Consider the following 16,885-nt stretch of genomic DNA (forward strand, 5'->3'; position numbering starts at 1 on the left):
TCGGTGACTATTCGAATTACTCGGACGTTCCGGTCAATCGCACTTCTCCGCTGGCGCGGTAGGCCACCGTGTTGCGTCCCGATTGTTTGGCCGCGTACAGCAGCACATCGGCACTGATAATTTTCTGTTCCGTGGCGGCGGAAACCGATGTCGGGGTGCGTTCGGTGTCGTGGGTGAGACCGATGCTCACCGTTATCCGCAAGCCACTGGCCATGCGCATCCACGGAAAACCCTCGATCCGGGCCCGTGCTCGCTCGCACACGGAGATCGCCGTGACCGCGTCGACTCCCGGAAGTACGAGTACGAATTCCTCACCGCCGTATCTGGCGCAGAACCCGCCGCTCGGCAGCTCCTGCTGGAGTAATTCGACCACGTGTTGCAGCACCCGGTCGCCGAGCACGTGACCGTAGGTGTCGTTGACCTCCTTGAACCAGTCCAGATCCACCAGGGCTATCCCGAGTCCCGCGGTGTTCTCCTCACGGAGTCGGGCGAGACGTTCCTCCAGATAGCGGCGGTTGTAGCTGCCGGTCAGAGTGTCGCGCAGGCTCTGTTCCCTGGCGCGGGCGTGTTCCCGCCGCAGCCGGTTCACCTCGTGCCGCAGTTGTTCGGGAACACGGGGGCTCGGTTCGCTGTCCCGCAGATCCAGCGCCGTCCGCAGATGCCGGTACGCCTGCTGCCACCTTCCACGAGTCGCGAGCATGTCGGCTATGGCCTCGTGCAACTGGGCGAGGCCGAAGGCCGTGGTGGGGTCGGTCGCGCAGGGCTCACCCGTCGGATGTTCGGTGCGTGGAAGGTCGTGCGGACGTGCCCGAGTGGCCTCGTTCCACCGGGGGCCAGCCCCGGCGGTGTCGTCGCGGAGTCCGGACATCGCGCTCACCTCCCACTCTGGTTTCGTCGGGCGCCGTGCTCGGCTTGAGCCGAGGGTGCTCAACCGTTCCGGAATTCGCTCGACCGGCGTACTCGGTTCCACGGCGGAGAACGACGCCCGGCACACGCGGGTCCGGGGCGGGAAACGCCCCGGGGTGCTGACACGAAGCGTACTGGAATGAACGCGTTCGGTGATGTACTCCGGGGTGTGTCGCGGCGGTCAGGACAGGCACGGGGCGAATCCGTAGAACCGTCCCTGTCGGAGGACCAGGTGTTTGGATCCGATCCGCCTGGCGACGACCTCCCCGGAGCGGCGCACGGTGGCCTCCACCGCCACCACCCAGACACGTCCGTCCGGGCGCAGGCCGTTCACCCGGAACTCGGGGGAGGGGCGCAGGGTCGTCAGCACCGGGTCGAGGGTGATCGTTGTCGTGTCCGGCACACACATCCCCTCCCGGAAGTCCGGGTGCTGGGTGCGGCGCAGGAACTCCCGCTGGGCGCGGGGCCCCTCACGTGCGGCCGCGTTGTTGGCCGCGAAGTACTCGGCGGCGGTGCGCGGCGGTGTTCGCGGACCGCGCTGGACGGTGACCGCCGAGCCGGAGCAGAGCAGACAGGCGAGCAGCACGGCGGCCAGCGCCCCACGGGCCCACGTTCTCCCCGTGGGAGGAGTCAGCCGCCGCTGTGGTCCAGTTCGGCCCCTTCGGGGATCGAGACGTCCTCCGGGTCGTCCAGCCAACCTTCCGGCAACACCACCTTGCCCGGTGAACCCTGCCTGCCCCGCGGGCCCTCCGCGTCGGCGGGGAACGGAACGGTCGGGTCCAGTTCCCCCAACAGTCCGTCGAGTTCGTCCAGCGTGGACACCACCCCGAGGCGCCTCCGCAACTCCGAACCGACCGGGAAACCCATGAAGTACCACGACATGTGCTTGCGCAGGTCGCGCAGCGCCCGCTGCTCGCCCATCTCCTCGGCGAGCAGGCAGGCGTGGCGGTACACGATCCGGCAGATCTCGCCGAGACGAGGAGGCTCCGGGACGGGCTCCCCCCGGAGGGCGGCGTGGAGCTCGCGGAACAGCCAGGGACGTCCCAGGCAGCCCCTGCCGACGACCACCCCGTCACAACCGGTGTGGGCCATCATCCTCAGCGCGTCCTCCGAGCTGAAGATGTCGCCGTTGCCGAGAACGGGGATGCCGCGCACGGTCTCCTTCAGCCGGGCGATCTGGTCCCAGTCGGCCGTGCCGGAGTAGCGCTGTGCCGCGGTGCGCCCGTGCAGCGCCACCGCTGCGGCTCCCATGTCCTCGGCGATGCGACCCGCGTCCAGATGGGTGATGTGGTCCTCGTCGATGCCGACGCGGAACTTCGCCGTCACCGGCACTCCCGCCGGTTCGGCGGCCTTCACCGCGGCGGAGATGATCTCTCCGAAGAGCCTGCGCTTGTACGGAAGCGCGGCACCCCCGCCCTTGCGGGTGACCTTGGCGACCGGGCAGCCCCAGTTGGTGTCGATGTGGTCCGCCCAACCCTCGCCGACGATGATCCGGACCGCTTCGGCCATGGTGGCCGGGTCCACGCCGTAGAGCTGCATCGAACGCGGGTGCTCACCCTCGTCGAAGGCCATCATGCGCAGGGTCTTCTCGTTGCGTTCGACGACCGCGCGGGCGGTGATCATCTCGCAGACGTAGATCGAGTCGCGGCTTCCGTACTCCCGGCAGAGTTTGCGGAAGGCCACGTTGGTGATCCCTGCCATCGGGGCGAGCACCACCGGCGGATCGACTCGATAGGGGCCGATCCGCAGTGGCGCGGTGGCGGACGCGAGCGTCATGTCTCCATTATCGGTGCCGCTCGTGCGTGGGTGGCACCGGGAGGTGGGCGACCGGGGCCGCCTCGTTCCGGCCCCTGTCCGGTGGTTCGGGTTCAGAACACCACGTTCAGGCAGGCCAGCCTCTTTCCGGCCTCGCCGGCGACTCCCGGTGCGGTGCGGGTGTGGTGCTGGTGGATCACCACCGAGGCGGAGCCGGCGCGCTCCAGGTCCCAGTCGCCGAACGCACCGGTGAGGGCGTTTCCGGAGCCGTCGGTGCGGAAGTCCAGCCAGACCTCGTTGCGCGGGTTCGCGTACTCGGGGTCGCCGGAGACCCCCTCGGGGGCGGGACGCTGCTGGAAGTGCGGTCCCGCGGCGGAGCCGGTACGACCGCAGGGGCTGGTGTGCACGTGCGCCCCGTACTCCCGGTCGGGCAGCAGCCCGCGCAGACTCATCAGCACCGTCCTCCCCGCTCCGGGAGTCTCGTGGGCGAGCAGCCGCGCGCCGGCCCCGACGGGCACCTTCTCGGGGGAGTAGGTGACGGCCGTGGCCCCTTCCGTGTAGGACTCGAACACCCCGCGCGCCACCGTGGGGTCGTCGCTGCCGGAGGTACGCGCGGCGGCGGGAGCGGCCAGGGACAGGACGGCGAGCGCGGCCGCGCTCGTGATCGCGAAACGTCGCATACCCCGATCTCTACCCGATGATCTCCCCGCAGGCGGGGTTTTTCCCCGGATGGAGTGAGCCGCGGGTGTCGCCGGTGGTGTGAGCAGAATCCCCCGCGCCGACTGCGGCGGAGATCCGCGACGGCGAGCTAGGTTGACCGGGTGACTGATTCGGGGCGTGATCGGACCTGGTTGGTCGCGGTCGCCACCGCCATGTGGGGGACCGACGCGCTGTGGCGCATGCCGCTGGCCACCAGTCTGCCGACCACCACTGTGGTGCTGTGCGAACACCTGATCGTGACCCTGCTGCTGGCTCCGCTGCTGCCGCGTGCCTGGCGGGCGTTCCGCTCGTGCGCGGGGCACGAACGCGTCGCCGTGCTCGTGGTGGGGGCCGGGACCTCCGCGCTGGCCACCCTGATGTTCACCGCGGCGTTCTCCTACGGGGATCCGGTCACTCCCGTGGTGTTGCAGAAACTACAGCCCGTTTTCGCCGCGCTGGCCTCGTTCCTGCTGCTGCGGGAACGACCGCGTGCCGGTTACCCGGTCCTGGCCGTCCCCGCCGTGGTGGGGGCGTGGATGTTGGCCTTCCCGGACCCGTTCCAGGTGGGTGTTTCCCGCGTGATGCCCGCCGTGCTGGCGCTCGGGGCCGCCGGGCTCTGGGCGGCCGGGACCGTGCTGGGCAGGCTGCTCAGCAGGAGGCTGAGTGCCATGGAGGTGACCACCCTGCGGTACTCGGTGGGGCTGCCCACGGCGGCGCTGGTGGTGTTCTTCCGGGACGGTTCCCCGCTCGACGGGCCGGCGAACCTGGGCTCCGCCCTGGCGGTGGGGTTGGACAGTCTCGGAGGGTTGCTGCTGCTCGCGCTGGTTCCCGGGCTGCTGGCGCTGAGCCTGTACTACCTGGGGATGCGGACCACGGCGGCCGCGCGGGCCACCATCGCCGAACTCTCCTTCCCGGCCACGGCCGCCGTGGTGGGGGTGTGGGTGCTCGGAGAGCCCCTGACCGTCACCCAGTGGGGCGGGTTCGTCCTGGTGGTGGCCATGGTCACCCTCCTCGGCTGGAACGAGCGGGTCGGTACCCGCAGGCTCGTCGGTATCACCGAAGCGGTGCCGGTGCGTGGCTGAGTCGCCGCCGGGCGGGCTGCTACCCTCCCGGCGGCGCACGTGATCGGAACGAGGTTGTAGGCTGTAGCGCGCGGGCCGTTAGCTCAATGGGCAGAGCAGTGGACTTTTAATCCACGGGTTCAGGGTTCGAGTCCCTGGCGGCCCACCCAGTGACCAGCGAATTCCGTGCTTGGTCGGAGAATCCGCCAGGGTGTGTGACAACGGTGTGTTCACACCGCTGTTGTCGGTCGTTCCCGTGGACGAGCGCGGCATGACAGCCGCAGCCTTCTCCGCCGAAGCTTGCGCGACTTCCGGGTACACGCTCGTGTAGGTGTCCGAGGTGAGCGCGATCGAGCTGTGCCCCAAGGTCTCCTGAACTTCTTTCATCGGAATGTCGGCCGCGAGCATGATCGACGCCGCTCCGTGCCGGAGATCGTGTAGTCGTACCGGGGGGAGGGCTGCGGAACGGGTGATCCGGTGGAAAGTCTCGGTCACCTTGGCCGGGTGCAGAGTACGGCCGTTCTCGATGATGAAGACTTTCCCGCTGTCCGTCCAGCCCGGCCCCCAGCTCATACGCTCGGTGAGTTGGCGAGTGCGGTGCTCGCGCAGCGTTGCCACCGTGCCCGAGTCCAACGGAACCATCCCCGCGCCTGCGGGGAGCACCACTTGTATCCTTTCGCCACCGACTGGCCGCCCGGTCCATCCCCGCGTCTGCGGGGAGCACCGAAGCTGGTCGGATCGAGGGTTTACAGAAGTCGGTCCATCCCCGCGTCTGCGGGGAGCACCTTGGTGGCCTGCGATTTTAACAGTGCTTTCCCGCTGTGGGAATCACTGTTGGTTCGGGGCAGGAAGCGGTCAGTACCACTGGCCGGGTTGCCAGGCGATGCTGGTGGGGCGGGCTTTGGTGCGGCAGTATTCGGTGATGGCCTGGCGGGCCTGCTCCAGGGGGATCGAGGCTGAGGCGGGAAACCACAGGTCGCCCTCGGGGTCGAACAACAAAGCCGGGGTGTCCGCGGTGGCCTGTGGGTTGTGGGAGTCGGCGGCTTCACCGTCGATCGCTTCGGGACGTGCGTCCATGTGGCTGAGCGCGGCCCAGCCGTTGTCGGCATCGGCGGTGATGCGCAGTCTCGCGTGCGGAAAAGAGGGCCCGCCTTCGTCGCGGAAACTCAGGCACGGCCGGTCCCACACATAGACCTGCGAGTACCGGGTGCGGAGGACGGCCTCGACGAGCTCGGCGGTTTCCTCGGCGGTGCGGGCATAGTGGAACTCGTGACCGAGAATGGCAGTGACGACGGTCTGTGTATCGGTGATGGTCATGGTGTCGCCTCTCCGCGTATTTCGACAGGACGTGTTTGCCCTGGTTCCCAGACGGCCAGGGTTGATCCCCGAGGCAGGATGGCTCGTACCGCAGCATGGCAGCCCCACGGGTCAGGACACATGCGATTGTTCAGGACCACGACGCCGTAGGTCTGTCCTGCTTCTTTCATCCGTTGGGCGTACTTGGTTTCGACGTGCGTGTCCACCACCGGGGACGCGTCTCCTCGGTGTGGGGGATACACACTCGATGTGTCGAGAACAAGGCGTATGCGGTCGGAGAGTTGGGGGTCACGCCCGCTGGTCAGGATCTGTTCGGTGCCGTCCTGGTCGTAGACCAGCCCGGTGGTTTGCCCGCCGCTGTAGTCGGGCAGCCGCTCGCGGACCTGGTCGATCCACGAGCGGTCCCGGGACACGTCGGTGGGGACGCGGCCCAGTGTGGAGGGGTGCGGCAGGCTCGGCGGGGGCTGCTCGCCGCTGATGCCGAGGGTGGCCAGATAGCCCACCAGATGCCCGCGGGTGCTCTCGGACAGCCCCAGGACTTCGTCGACGCGTTCGCGGGCTCGTTCGAGTAGCGCCACGGCCTGGGCCAGCTCGGCCGAGCTGCTGCCCTGTCCGATCTCGGCCAGGGTGGGCAGGGCGTACTCCCCGAGCCAGGCCCGCACCCGGTGCAGCTGTTCGGGAGGCAGCCGCCCGAACATCCCGGCCAGAGTGTTGGCCAGCTCTTCCACCTCGGACACGGTCGGGCCCCCTTTCACAGCACGGCGGAGAACGCACGCACATGCTCGGCGGCCTGCATCGCTGCCTGCGCGGCCTCACCTGCCTTCTCGGCCGCGAGACCGAACAGATGCAGAGCTTGTTGCACGTCCTCGTTCGTGCTGGTCCCAGCGACCTGGTGTAACTGTCCCCGCAGCTCCTCCAACGTGGTCCGCACGGCCTGGAGTTCACCGGCGGGTGTGGTGTCGATGATCTGCTGTAACCGGCCGCGAATCTCTTCCAGCATCACTGGTCTCCTCTCAGCGTGGGAGGACAGTCAGACCGCCTTCGCGGTCTGCCACGGATGGATGCCCGGCCGATGCCGTCGGGGGCAGGCACCGGCCGGGCCGAACGACCCCGATGCCGGGTGGAGGCAGGCACCGGGCCGTGGTCTCTACAGGGCGCGCAGCCGCGCCAGCACGCGGGCCAACAGCGCCCGGTCCGGGGACAGGGACAGATCTGGGCTAGGCTCTGTGTGCCGACCCGGTAGGGTGCTGCTACCGGGGCGGCGTTTGGCCACCGCGGACAGCGGCAGGGTGCCGCGCCAGTGCGACCACCGGCCCCGGCCGAGCGCGGGAAGCTCTCCGGTCGCCGCCGCGTCCTCGGACCTCTCCACCTGCTCCCGCAGCTGCTGAACGGTCAACGCTCCCGGCCCCGCCCCCGCGTGCCGAGGCCTGCGCTCCGAGCGGGGCGCCCACACGCCCAGGGCCACGGTGGTCACGGCCAGGACCAGGGCCAGCACCAGCGCGGGGAACGCCTCAGGCATCGGTGTCCTCCCCCGCCAGCAAGCGCGGCCCCCGAGAGGGAGCCCAGGCAGAGTATTCCCGCAGCTCAACGGCTAGGCTCTCCAACCGCTCGGCCGTTCCTCGAAGCTGTTCAGCAGTGGCTCTCTGTGTAGCCAGGTCGTAGGACAACGCGTGCAGATTGGTGCGCAAATAGGTCACCCGGAGGCCGAGTTCGACGTTCGGCGGAGTCCTCGGATTCACTGCCCCACCTCCCGAAGCGCGGCATCCAGCACGTCCCGCAGCTTCCGGGCCTGCTCAACCGTCCACCGTGTCCGGTGGAACACCGTGGGCGTATCAATCCGGAGATTGTCACCGGACCGGCGCAGTACGAACGATTCCCGCCCACCGGACTCCACGGTCGTACAGCGCACCTGAACACGTCCGGTTTCGGTTGATCTCGTGACCATGCCCGAAGCGTGGCGTAGTCAAACGCGAGCGCGGGGTATTCATTCGCGTGCCCCGTGGAGAGGGACAGACTGTACCCCTCGCGTAGTGGGTTAGACGGTCAAGCCGAGTCGGTGTGCCAGGCCGCGTGCTTCCGGTTGCACCATGCGCCCGCCCGATGTGACCAACTCCCCCGCGATGCCGCGGGACAACGGGTGGCAGCGCATGGACTCTTCACTGATGTTGGTGGCGCGCTGCAATACGTGCAAGGTCGCTGTGTGCTCCCTGCGCTGGTGGTAGGCCCGTGCCGTTTCCAGCCACAGCCGTGCGCGCCGATCGACCGAGGGCACGTGGTCCGGATTGATCTGCTCGGCCATATCAATGGCTCGGCCCGACTTACGCAGGTCGACGTGTACCGACACTCCGGTCGCGTCCGTGTTGGCGCGGCCGAACAGCGTCCACGGGTGCGCATAGTCGGCCGGAAGCCGGTTAGCCATCTCGTTTGCCTGGTCGAGATGGCGCAGCGCGTCGCCTTCGCGGCCGAGCCGGGCCGCGGTGATCGCGGCGTGCAATCGGCACGAACCCCACAGCGCTCGCGTGCCGTCGCCGGAGGTGTTCAGGTGCGGGGCGAGCAGCTCGGCCGCATCGGTGGCCAGGCGCAGTGCGTCCTCTTCACGGCCGGTCGAACGCCACACGTTGCCCAGCACCCACGCGGCACCGGCCAACGCGTCGGGATCGTCGGCCTGCTCGGCTGCGGCCATACACCGATCCGCTGCCAACCACAGCAGCGCTGGATCAGCTACCCACGCCAGGACCTGCTCGGCCAGTGCGTAGGCCGCTGACAAGGCCGCGTGTGTTTGCCTGCGCTGGTCACCGTCGAGCACTCGCGTGGCGTGGCGAGCCTCCCGGATGATCTGCGGCAGTACCGCGCCGACCGAGGCTCGTGGAGTCGGGGAAGTGTGCCATAGATGCCAAGCGTCCGCGGTTCGTTGGTGCAGCGTCTCAGAATCCGGCACCCGTTCCGCCGAGACGCTGAGCATGGTCTCTTCGATGGCTTCACGCATCGCGGGCACGGCTTCGTGCGTTGCCCGGCCGGTCGCTCCCATCGGTGGCTTGTCGCCGGTCAACTCGGCGAGATCCCGCACACCGAGCGCGTCGGCCAGCTGCACGAGTTTTTCCCAACGTGGTGGGTGTAGCCGACCCTTTTCGACGGCTTTCAGCCATTCCCCGGAACGCCCCACCAAACCGGCCAACACCGGGCGCGACTTGCCTTGCCGCTCCCGGATGATCTGAATCCGTTCCCCGATCGTTTTGTCTGCGAACTCATCGGCCACACGGACCACCCTCTTCGCGGAAGTCGCCCTCTTCGCGAAGGTTTTGCCCCCGGTCAAGGGCCGGGGGTTCGCGAAGAGGTACGCACCGAGGATAGCGGGAACACGATCAGGTGACGAGATGTTGGGGAGTCTCTCCCGCTCCGGTCACTGGCCGAGGGTGAGCAGCGCGGACCGCTCGTGTTTCACGGCTCGGATCTGCGCTCGGCCCCACGAGTCGGACCGTCCGAACTGCTCACCGAGTGCTTTTCCGCTGATTACCTGGCCGGAGCGGACCAACTCGCGGGCCGCTTCCCGCGGGTCGCCGGTCTCGGTTTCCGGAACGTCCAAAGTAAGTTCCGTTCCCGCCGTTTCCGGAACGGGATCGGGTGCCGTGGGCTCCGGAACGAGCGGGCTGTGTTGCGCTTCCGCGTTCGTTTCCGGAAGCGGTTCCGCTTCGGCCGGAACGGGGTCGGACCGTACTGCTTCGGCCGGTATCTTCGACGGCTGCTCGTCCAGTGGCGTTTCGGGGGCGGCTTCCGCCGGTTCCGACTGGACTTCCGGCGCGTGCTCGCGTGTCGCACGTATTCGCATGAGCTGTTCCGCCGCCAGGGCGGGCGCGACGGCTGGCCATGCGGCCACGATCGCCGAGAGTTCACCCGGCACCGGTTCGCCTTCGGTCGGCAGGAACGGCACCGCGGCATTGGCCGCTACCGAGACCGCCAGCCCCGTCGCCAGCGACAGCATCGTCATTCCGGGGACCGGCTTGCCGTGTTGTGTGGCTCGCCAGGCCGCGCAGGACGAAGCGATAGCCCGTCCACCGACAACGGCAGTAACCACGCCCGCCAGGTTTCACCGGCCACCAGGGCCACGTCCCGCATGTGGCAGTAGGACACCACGGCGGCCACAGCGGCCACCATGGCCACACCGAGGGTGGGTATCGCGTCGGCCACGCGGCCCGAGCCGCGGGTCATGAGGGAGGGAACGCGTTCCCGCTCGGTCGGAGCGCTATCGTTGCTCATGGGTCGGAACTCGCTTTCCGATCAAGGCCCCGACCGGTGGTGGAGTCACACCGTCCGGGGCCGCCTTATTGTCCGGAGAAAGACGCTCTATCGCGCCCGTGTTGAACAACCGTGTGTTAACGGCAGGATCGAATACGTCCGATACCGGGCGAACGGATACGGACAATCATTAGGGCTGTTAGCTGCAAGTATGACTCCCCGTGGATCTATTCGGATTCCTGCGAATCTTCGTCGGGAGAACTTTTACTCCATGGGTTCAGGGTTCGAGTCCCTGGCGGCCCACCGAACACCCAGGTCAGAGCGCTGCGGAATGATCATATCAAGATCACCGCCGCACTTTACCCACACAGAACCACTCTGACTCGCTATCGAAGACCGTTTCCGGCACTATGGTCGCGTTTGTGGCGGCCGAGGCAGTGGAACGTTTGCTGAACAGATGAACGAGTCAGGCCACACGCGTACTCCCAGTGTTCGTGTGTGTAGAGTTTCCTCTCTTCATCAAGGGGCCGCCGAGGAAGCTCAGCCGCACGCACACCGGTTCGACCTGACACCGGGGCCGGTCGGGCACCTGTTCCCGCGAAATCCGGTCCCGCCAGGGACGCCCTCACCCGGCCACTTCCTACGCCCATGCCACCGCGCCAGTGACGTAGCCACACACCCGGTAGGGCTCGTTCGAACAGCCATGCGGACACACTATTTGGGGCACATCCGGAGCACACACCACCGATCAGTGACGACAACCCGCAACCAAGCAACACGGTGACCAGCGATCAGGATCTACCGCCCCTAGTGGGCAAATCGACCGGACCGCTTTTGTCAAGCTGCAGCCTATGACCATCAACGGGCGGGTTTCCACGTGCTGTAACGTTTTCACCGCAACCAACGATCACCAATCGATCGCACTGGAGGCTATAGTGGCAGGGTTCAAGCGTTACACATCCGGACAATGTCCTTACTGCGATGAGCCAATTGGGTTCGAGGTCCTTTGGTCAGATATTAAGGTTCAAAACTCAGATGGACGATCCCTTGCTTGGGCAGCAATGGCTTGCCCAGCCTGTGGACGAGTACACCTGAAGAAAATGTCCATTGAAGTGAGTTACGAATACAATCAGAGTTTCCCGGGGGATAAAATCGACTCCTATGAGAACGTATCGCTTATTCGAACTTACCCGAGGTCGGATGATGACGTGACTGACATACAGCATCTCCCAAACGGTGTCGCAGAGTATCCTCAGAATTCCCGTCGAGTCCTTCGGGCGAAGGTCCCCAGCTCAGCAGCTGTGGAGTTGCGGAGGACTGTTGAAGCTGCAGCTGATCAATTCGATGTCAAAGGAATAAATCTTGTCAATCAAGTGCAAGAAATGATTAACCGAGGATTAATTACAAATCAATTCAGTAGTGCTCTACACCACGTCAGAAAAATCGGAAACCAAGGCGCACACGCAACTGATGCTAAGCTGACTCGCGAGGAAGTCGAACTTGCTGGACGGTTTGTTGAGTTGCTACTCCGCAACCTCTTTGAGGTGACGGGCGAGCTGAAACAGATCGAAGGCAAAAATAGCGACAATAATGACATCGATACGGACGTGGATACCAATACCCCGAGCTGAACACCACCACGAATCCATTACCGATGCCTCAGTAGTGGGTTCGTGGTAAGAGTCCCCCAGCCGGACAAACACACAACGCGAATAGGCCGGTTAGCCTGGTGTCAGCGCCGCCACGTAGCTGCGCAGTTCGATGTTTAGGAGGCCGATGTGTCAGACCGTCCCACTATTCGGTTCCTGCCGGGAATTCCTGGCGGAAGCGCTGAGCCAGCCACCAATCCATATCCGGATACCGCACTCGACCTTATGAAAGTCATGCGGACGCACGGTGCAGATGTCGACTACTCTCACCCACCAGAGGATCGGGCGGACGTCGCTTACCGCAGCGCGGACGTGTGGCTTCCTGTCATGGCTTTTCTTGGTAGCTCTGGGTTGAGCGTCGGCCTGAATATCCTCGCTAGCTCGATTTATGACCTCTGGGTTCGTCACCGACAACCAGATCGACCCAATCCAAATTTACATATCGAACTTCAGTACAACGACGCGACCGGCGAGCGCCAAGTTCGACTCGACGGGAGTCCGGATCACGTTATCCAAGCCATTCGCGAAATGTCTGGAAATGCCGATGGATGAGACACTCCACCAAGCAAAGCAAAGAATCGGGAAATTTGTCGTCTCTCTCATTGAAAAGCGACCAACAGCGGACGATCTTGCAACATTGGTTGAGATCGCAAAAACGCTTCGTTCTATTATGGACCACACAGAGGAAGGCAGTTTATTTGACGAAGCGCATCGGCTTCTCGATACAGTCGGTCAACTGCTCCATGAGCACTTTCCCAAATCGCATTGTTCCCTCAACTACGAGGATGGCGTATATCATCAGACATGCCCGGTCGACCTGGCACACAGACGATTCGGATTCAGCGTGGGATTCACAACTAAGAGCGCTGAATGCTCGATATGCGGCCTCGATCCACAGCTTTGTGATCACGTGCGAGGGTTCGAGTACGATGGCCAAAAGTGCTACCGGCGAATTATAGAGCTCGATCTGCATGAGGTTTCCTTGGTTGATCGCCCGAAGGATCCAAATGCTCGCATATGCACTATACCTGTCCCAATTAAGGATCTAAAGAGGGCACTCGGGGACTCTTTTCAACCCGGAGCACGGGTCGCGTGTAACAAGTGTCAGCACGGCTGTATGGGGCTCGTCTACCTCAATGTGGATTAGTCTGCGAGCGCTCGCGGGGCGGTTGGCACCGGCGGGCTCTAAACGGGCTCCGGTGAGCGGCAGTCGACGGCGTCGAGCATTGGCCAGCGGCGGCGGTCGTTTTGTAGCATTTTCGCAGTTCAATGCAGCCTTTGTGTGTTGTGTGACGTTCTGAGCGGTAGGTTTGGTGAGCGCCATACACCAGTGGCAGCAGCCCCACCACTTTACCCCCACGAATCAACGACAAACGTCCACTGCTACCACCATGTAACAAGTCCCCGTCTACGCTCTCCGCCCCAGCGCACGCCAAGGAGTGAGCAACGACGACAGACGACGCGAAGGACCGTCCCCTAATCTCTAGCTAGCAGTGAGGCCCCTCCCTCATTCGCCGTTGGATGATGGCGGCCAATCCGGGGCGTCAAGAGAGTCCTACGGTTCCGTAGCCAACGCTGCATGGGTCCGTGGTTGGGTGCTCTTGACTCCCCGGCTTGTCCGCTGGAAGCGGCTGGGTGTCGGATGAGGGAGGGGAGTGGATCGCTCTTGCGTCGCCTGTCGCTGTATCCCCCTTTTATCCCCACGAAACGATGTCAGAGGACCGCAAGCGACGGTCAGTGACAGCCGTTTGCTTGTGCAATCGACGCAGGCAGTCGGGGCTACTGGCAACCAACGCCAGACACCGCCAAGTGTCGCCTCAGAATCCACGGGTTCAGGGTTCGAGTCCCTGGCGCCCACCGAACACCCAGGTCAGAGCTTCGCAGGGTAGTCAGATCAAGGGCGGCTCCTCCGCCCACACGTCCACCGGCGGGGCCGGGCACCGTGGTCGGTCGGGCAGTCAAGCACGAACAGGGTGGCGAAGACCCAGCCGAGGGCCATGAATGGGTATCGGCTGAGCCAAAGGACTTGGCTCCGGTTGGTGGTGGCGATCTCGCGGCGTTGTCCGCCTCCGGTTTTTCGGTAGCGGTAGGGCGCTGTTCCAGCGGAGACTCTTTTCGCCGGTGCTCTCCGGTACTGCTCACCGCTCGTTTCCGGGTTTTCCGGACACGGCCGCCACCCGCGCCACGGTGACGACGTCGAGTGCCGTCACTCGGTACGCAAACGGTGTATCGTTCGCCGGATGTACCAGCCGTTCCAGCCGACGAGTCCGACGAGAGTGCCCACCAACATCGCTTCGGAGACCGCGACCATGACATCGACTGTGAGCAGGTAAACCAGTGGTATCCGTAGCAGCGCCTCGGCCAGCAGACCGATACCCCACACCAGGGCGCTGAGTCGGAAACCGTGCCGGGCCGCCGGCCACTTGTCGTACATGTCGGCGAGCGCTTCGGCGTTGTGCGGTTGCCAGCTCTGGAGGGCCGCGAGGGTCAGGGGGTATCGGAGGGCCGTGGTCACCAGGAATGTCAGCCCCACCACCCCCGTGGTGGCCGATTCCTTGAGCAGTAGGAAGCGGACGTCGCCGCCGACCACGGCGAACAGCACGCCGAGACCGAACACCATGACCATGACCAACGCGAACGCGTTGAGCCTGCGGTCACGCACCGCGACCCAGACGACCCGCAAGGCCGCGACAGCGGCTCCCCCGAGCAGTGCCACCCACTCGGTACTGCCGAGAAGCCGCAGGCCGTAATAGCCGAGTAGCGACAGACCGACGTCCCAGAGCAGACCGACGAACATCCTCACCCGTCCGGTGGAGGCCAGCAGCAGCTGGCGCGGGTCCGGGTGGGCCTGCCCCGAGTTGTCCTCGTCCGTTTCGGAATCGGGTTCGTTCGAGTGAGGTGTGGAGGAGCCCTCCTCGTTCCACGGTGCGGGGCTCATAGCGGACTGCCCCAATCTTCGGTGGGCGGGAGTACACGCCGGAAGCTACGCGCGGTCATCATGCGGTCGCTTTTCGAGGTGGGCAATCCGGGGTGGCTCGGCTGCTTGGCGGCTCGACCTGTCTCGTCGTGGTGCTGTCGCGGTGTGTTCTTCGATAGGCGTCGGGGCTGACTCCGCAGTGACGGGCCGAACCGAGGAGTACGGGGAGCATGTTTCCGGCCATGGGTCATGACTGTGAAGGTGGTGTCGACAGCCGGACCGCTGGCCTGGCCTGCCGCTCGTTCTCTCGTGTGCGGCATGTTCCGGGGCTGGTCACTCGTCCTCGGGGTCCTCGGAGCCGGGAGCCAGCATCCGGTGCAGCAGACCCAGTTGCGCCCGTGCGATCCGTTCGCGCTGCTCCGCCGGGTACTCGTGCAGGTGGTGCAGTGACCAGTCGTCCAGACTCCGCAGCACGGCGAAGACGAGCGAGGCCTGCAACGAACTCGGCAGGTCGTCCCGAACCTCGCCGCACTCCCGCCCGATCCGCAGTGCCTCGTCGAGCCAGTTTCGCACCGACGCCGTCGCCTCGCGCAGTGCCGGGCTGTGTTCGACGGAGAGTTCGGGGGAGTGGAACAGCTTTCCCGCCTCGGCGAACCAGCTTTCCCGCCCGGCGGATTCCAGCAGCTCGGTGACGAGTCGGGTGAGGTGTTCCCAGAAGTGGGGACCGGCCAGCTCGTGGGGAGCGGGAATGTCGATCTTCCGTCCAAGCTCCCGCATCGCTTCGGTGACCACCGTCTCGAACAGCGCCTCCTTCGAGCCGAAGAAGTGGTAGAAGGAGCTTTTGCTCATTCCGCAGGCCCGGATGATCGTGTTCAGCGACGCGTGCTCGTATCCCTTTCGGGCGAACTCTCGGGTGGCCGTCTCCAGTATCTGTTCGCGTCGCCGGGGGGGCGGATCGTGCGGTGCCATACCGGCACCCTAAAGGGTTGGACCAGCTGGTACAAACACTGCTAGCGTGGTTGTGGACCAGCTGGTCCACACGAGGTGCGGAGGTCAGCAGCGATGTTCATCCCCACAGACGTCCCCGAACAGCTCGCCGCCGTCGGTAAGCACGAACCACGAATACTGATCGTCGGCGCCGGGGTAGCAGGGCTGACTCTGGCGCGTTCGTTGCGGAACCGGGGACTGCGGCCGGTGCTCGTCGAACGGGCGGAACAACGTCAGGAATCCGGATACATGCTCGGGTTGATGCCCTTCGTTGATTCCGTGATCGGCGAACTCGACCTCGAACGGGAGTATCTCGAACGGAGTGTGCCCGTACGTCGTTACCGGTTGTGCTCTTCCACCGGGGCTCCACTCCGGGAGTACTCCGTGGACGCCGTGCTGGGGGAGTTCGGCCACTACCGGGGCATCGAACGGGGCGGACTGCTCGAACTGCTGGCCACCGGTGGTGTTCCGGTGGCATGGCGAACCACTCCCCACCGGATCGACCAGCACGGACAGCGCGTTCGGGTCGGTCTGACCGGGGACGGAATCGACTTCGAGGCGGAGTTCGACGCCGTGGTCGCCGCCGACGGGACACACTCCGCGACCAGGAGCCTGGTCCTCGCCCCCGAGCGGGTGCGCACCTGTGACACCGCCTGGGGCGGTTGGGTGACGTGGGCGGATCCCGACGACCTCCCCGACGTCTACCAGGAGATCTGGGGGCCGGGATGTTTCGTCGGGCTCTATCCCGTGCCGGGCAGGCTCGGTGTGTTCGTCGGAGGTCCCCGTACGGACACCAGGCGGGGACCGAGTGCCTTCGCCGAGCTGGTGCGCGACCGACTGCGCATCGTCGACACGCGTTGTTCGCACGCGCTCACCACCCTGGCCGCCGCTTCCGAGAGCCATTACTGGAAGCTCTCCGACGTGCGGTGCGCGAGGTGGACCGTCGGGCGCGTCGCCCTGCTGGGAGACGCCGCGGCCGGTTTCCTGCCCACCGCCGGGGTGGGCGCGGCCATGGCGGTCGAGTCCGCCGGGGCCCTGGCACGGCGGCTCGCCAGGGCGGACAGCACCGGGATCACCGAGGCGTTACGGGACTACGAACGCGTGCAGCGTCCCCGTGTCGAGTCGGCACAGCGCAACTCGCGGCAGCTGGCCACCCTGATGCTTCGCCGTGGCAGGACGGTGTCCCGAGCCCGGGACTTCGCCGCCGCGCTGGCGGGGATGAACACGGCGTTCGGTCCGATCCGCAAGCTGCTCGCACGACGTGATCGGGACGAGCCCGCACCGGTCCGGTGAACGACCGTCATCCGTTTCGGGGCGGTTGTCCCACGGTGCGTCCGCGCGTTCTCGTGGCCGCCACGGGG

General features: G+C 65.7%; 18 protein-coding genes, 1 tRNA gene and 1 pseudogene. 5 read left to right on the forward strand and 15 right to left on the reverse strand.

The features are described 5' to 3' along the window. Window positions 1–16: 16 nt before the first annotated feature. The 4 genes from ACTMO_RS0119785 to ACTMO_RS0119800 all read right to left on the reverse strand — a co-directional run bounded on the left by ACTMO_RS0119785 (window position 17) and on the right by ACTMO_RS0119800 (window position 3,341). A complete protein-coding gene (locus ACTMO_RS0119785; protein WP_019856419.1) occupies window positions 17–868 on the reverse strand; it encodes a GGDEF domain-containing protein in 852 nt (283 codons plus the stop codon). A 219-nt stretch (window positions 869–1,087) separates the two neighbouring features. Continuing rightward, the gene (locus ACTMO_RS0119790; RefSeq protein ID WP_019856420.1) at window positions 1,088–1,492 is read right to left on the reverse strand and encodes a hypothetical protein; all 405 of its coding nucleotides are present in this window, start codon (window positions 1,490–1,492) and stop codon (window positions 1,088–1,090) included. 44 nt (window positions 1,493–1,536) lie between these two features. Then, a complete protein-coding gene (dusB, locus tag ACTMO_RS0119795; RefSeq protein ID WP_019856421.1) occupies window positions 1,537–2,682 on the reverse strand; it encodes a tRNA dihydrouridine synthase DusB in 1,146 nt (381 codons plus the stop codon). A gap of 92 nt (window positions 2,683–2,774) precedes the next feature. Beyond that, window positions 2,775–3,341, reverse strand: coding sequence for a superoxide dismutase family protein (locus ACTMO_RS0119800; RefSeq protein ID WP_019856422.1), 567 nt, complete (start codon window positions 3,339–3,341; stop codon window positions 2,775–2,777). A 141-nt stretch (window positions 3,342–3,482) separates the two neighbouring features. On the opposite strand from ACTMO_RS0119800, the gene ACTMO_RS0119805 reads away from it, so the two are divergent. Next, entirely contained in the window at window positions 3,483–4,442 is a 960-nt protein-coding gene (locus ACTMO_RS0119805) for a DMT family transporter (protein WP_019856423.1), read from the forward strand. Between the two features lie 72 nt (window positions 4,443–4,514). Further along, window positions 4,515–4,587: transfer RNA gene (locus tag ACTMO_RS0119810), tRNA-Lys, on the forward strand. 161 nt (window positions 4,588–4,748) lie between these two features. On the opposite strand, the pseudogene ACTMO_RS24215 reads toward ACTMO_RS0119810, so the two are convergent. From ACTMO_RS24215 to ACTMO_RS0119855, 9 genes and pseudogenes are all read right to left on the reverse strand, one after another. Next, window positions 4,749–5,063 (reverse strand): annotated as a pseudogene (locus ACTMO_RS24215) (tyrosine-type recombinase/integrase); the annotation flags it as partial. A gap of 213 nt (window positions 5,064–5,276) precedes the next feature. Beyond that, window positions 5,277–5,738 (reverse strand): Imm1 family immunity protein, encoded by a 462-nt coding sequence (locus ACTMO_RS0119820; RefSeq protein ID WP_019856424.1) that lies wholly within the window; start codon window positions 5,736–5,738, stop codon window positions 5,277–5,279. Beyond that, the gene (locus tag ACTMO_RS0119825; RefSeq protein ID WP_245556274.1) at window positions 5,735–6,475 is read right to left on the reverse strand and encodes a DddA-like double-stranded DNA deaminase toxin; all 741 of its coding nucleotides are present in this window, start codon (window positions 6,473–6,475) and stop codon (window positions 5,735–5,737) included. The genes ACTMO_RS0119820 and ACTMO_RS0119825 overlap by 4 nt, the downstream gene beginning before the upstream one ends. A 14-nt stretch (window positions 6,476–6,489) precedes the next feature. Continuing rightward, window positions 6,490–6,738 carry a hypothetical protein gene (locus ACTMO_RS0119830; RefSeq protein ID WP_019856426.1) on the reverse strand — a complete coding sequence of 83 codons (249 nt, stop codon included), beginning with the start codon at window positions 6,736–6,738 and terminating at the stop codon, window positions 6,490–6,492. 147 nt (window positions 6,739–6,885) lie between these two features. Beyond that, complete coding sequence (locus ACTMO_RS0119835; protein WP_019856427.1) at window positions 6,886–7,257, reverse strand: hypothetical protein; 372 nt, start codon at window positions 7,255–7,257, stop codon at window positions 6,886–6,888. A gap of 216 nt (window positions 7,258–7,473) precedes the next feature. After that, window positions 7,474–7,683, reverse strand: coding sequence for a hypothetical protein (locus ACTMO_RS21580; RefSeq protein ID WP_033401588.1), 210 nt, complete (start codon window positions 7,681–7,683; stop codon window positions 7,474–7,476). Between the two features lie 90 nt (window positions 7,684–7,773). Beyond that, entirely contained in the window at window positions 7,774–8,994 is a 1,221-nt protein-coding gene (locus ACTMO_RS0119845; protein WP_157062966.1) for a helix-turn-helix domain-containing protein, read from the reverse strand. 144 nt (window positions 8,995–9,138) lie between these two features. Further along, window positions 9,139–9,723 (reverse strand): hypothetical protein, encoded by a 585-nt coding sequence (locus ACTMO_RS0119850; RefSeq protein WP_019856430.1) that lies wholly within the window; start codon window positions 9,721–9,723, stop codon window positions 9,139–9,141. Beyond that, window positions 9,720–9,992: a DUF2637 domain-containing protein gene (locus ACTMO_RS0119855; protein WP_019856431.1), complete on the reverse strand. Its 273-nt coding sequence runs from the start codon at window positions 9,990–9,992 to the stop codon at window positions 9,720–9,722. Before ACTMO_RS0119855 ends, ACTMO_RS0119850 begins: the two co-directional genes overlap by 4 nt. Window positions 9,993–11,071: 1,079 nt before the next feature. Between ACTMO_RS0119855 and ACTMO_RS23360 the strand changes: the two genes are divergently transcribed. Continuing rightward, the gene (locus ACTMO_RS23360; RefSeq protein WP_211212998.1) at window positions 11,072–11,602 is read left to right on the forward strand and encodes a DUF4145 domain-containing protein; all 531 of its coding nucleotides are present in this window, start codon (window positions 11,072–11,074) and stop codon (window positions 11,600–11,602) included. 147 nt (window positions 11,603–11,749) lie between these two features. Next, window positions 11,750–12,172, forward strand: coding sequence for a hypothetical protein (locus tag ACTMO_RS23190; protein WP_157062967.1), 423 nt, complete (start codon window positions 11,750–11,752; stop codon window positions 12,170–12,172). Window positions 12,173–13,826: 1,654 nt separating this feature from the next. Here the strand turns inward: ACTMO_RS23190 and ACTMO_RS21585 are convergent. Continuing rightward, the gene (locus ACTMO_RS21585) at window positions 13,827–14,558 is read right to left on the reverse strand and encodes a VC0807 family protein (RefSeq protein WP_019856433.1); all 732 of its coding nucleotides are present in this window, start codon (window positions 14,556–14,558) and stop codon (window positions 13,827–13,829) included. Between the two features lie 312 nt (window positions 14,559–14,870). Further along, entirely contained in the window at window positions 14,871–15,506 is a 636-nt protein-coding gene (locus tag ACTMO_RS0119870) for a TetR/AcrR family transcriptional regulator (RefSeq protein WP_019856434.1), read from the reverse strand. Between the two features lie 93 nt (window positions 15,507–15,599). On the opposite strand from ACTMO_RS0119870, the gene ACTMO_RS21590 reads away from it, so the two are divergent. Beyond that, window positions 15,600–16,817, forward strand: a complete 1,218-nt coding sequence (locus ACTMO_RS21590) for an FAD-dependent oxidoreductase (RefSeq protein ID WP_019856435.1) — start codon at window positions 15,600–15,602, stop codon at window positions 16,815–16,817. Window positions 16,818–16,885 lie beyond the last annotated feature (68 nt).

Origin of the sequence: Actinopolyspora mortivallis DSM 44261 (assembly GCF_000384035.1) — a bacterium.
In the GTDB taxonomy this organism is placed as follows: domain Bacteria; phylum Actinomycetota; class Actinomycetes; order Mycobacteriales; family Pseudonocardiaceae; genus Actinopolyspora; species Actinopolyspora mortivallis.

What these genes read in the sequence shown, in the direction of transcription:
- ACTMO_RS21580 (WP_033401588.1), bottom strand. Translation starts at nt 7,683, where the DNA reads ATGGTCACGAGATCAACCGAAACCGGACGTGTTCAGGTGCGCTGTACG.
- ACTMO_RS0119830 (WP_019856426.1), bottom strand. Translation starts at nt 6,738, where the DNA reads ATGCTGGAAGAGATTCGCGGCCGGTTACAGCAGATCATCGACACCACA.
- ACTMO_RS23360 (WP_211212998.1), top strand. Translation starts at nt 11,072, where the DNA reads ATGTCCATTGAAGTGAGTTACGAATACAATCAGAGTTTCCCGGGGGAT.
- ACTMO_RS21590 (WP_019856435.1), top strand. Translation starts at nt 15,600, where the DNA reads ATGTTCATCCCCACAGACGTCCCCGAACAGCTCGCCGCCGTCGGTAAG.
- ACTMO_RS21585 (WP_019856433.1), bottom strand. Translation starts at nt 14,558, where the DNA reads ATGAGCCCCGCACCGTGGAACGAGGAGGGCTCCTCCACACCTCACTCG.
- dusB (WP_019856421.1), bottom strand. Translation starts at nt 2,682, where the DNA reads ATGACGCTCGCGTCCGCCACCGCGCCACTGCGGATCGGCCCCTATCGA.
- ACTMO_RS0119785 (WP_019856419.1), bottom strand. Translation starts at nt 868, where the DNA reads ATGTCCGGACTCCGCGACGACACCGCCGGGGCTGGCCCCCGGTGGAAC.
- ACTMO_RS0119800 (WP_019856422.1), bottom strand. Translation starts at nt 3,341, where the DNA reads ATGCGACGTTTCGCGATCACGAGCGCGGCCGCGCTCGCCGTCCTGTCC.
- ACTMO_RS0119855 (WP_019856431.1), bottom strand. Translation starts at nt 9,992, where the DNA reads ATGAGCAACGATAGCGCTCCGACCGAGCGGGAACGCGTTCCCTCCCTC.
- ACTMO_RS0119850 (WP_019856430.1), bottom strand. Translation starts at nt 9,723, where the DNA reads ATGACGATGCTGTCGCTGGCGACGGGGCTGGCGGTCTCGGTAGCGGCC.
- ACTMO_RS0119870 (WP_019856434.1), bottom strand. Translation starts at nt 15,506, where the DNA reads ATGGCACCGCACGATCCGCCCCCCCGGCGACGCGAACAGATACTGGAG.
- ACTMO_RS0119820 (WP_019856424.1), bottom strand. Translation starts at nt 5,738, where the DNA reads ATGACCATCACCGATACACAGACCGTCGTCACTGCCATTCTCGGTCAC.
- ACTMO_RS0119835 (WP_019856427.1), bottom strand. Translation starts at nt 7,257, where the DNA reads ATGCCTGAGGCGTTCCCCGCGCTGGTGCTGGCCCTGGTCCTGGCCGTG.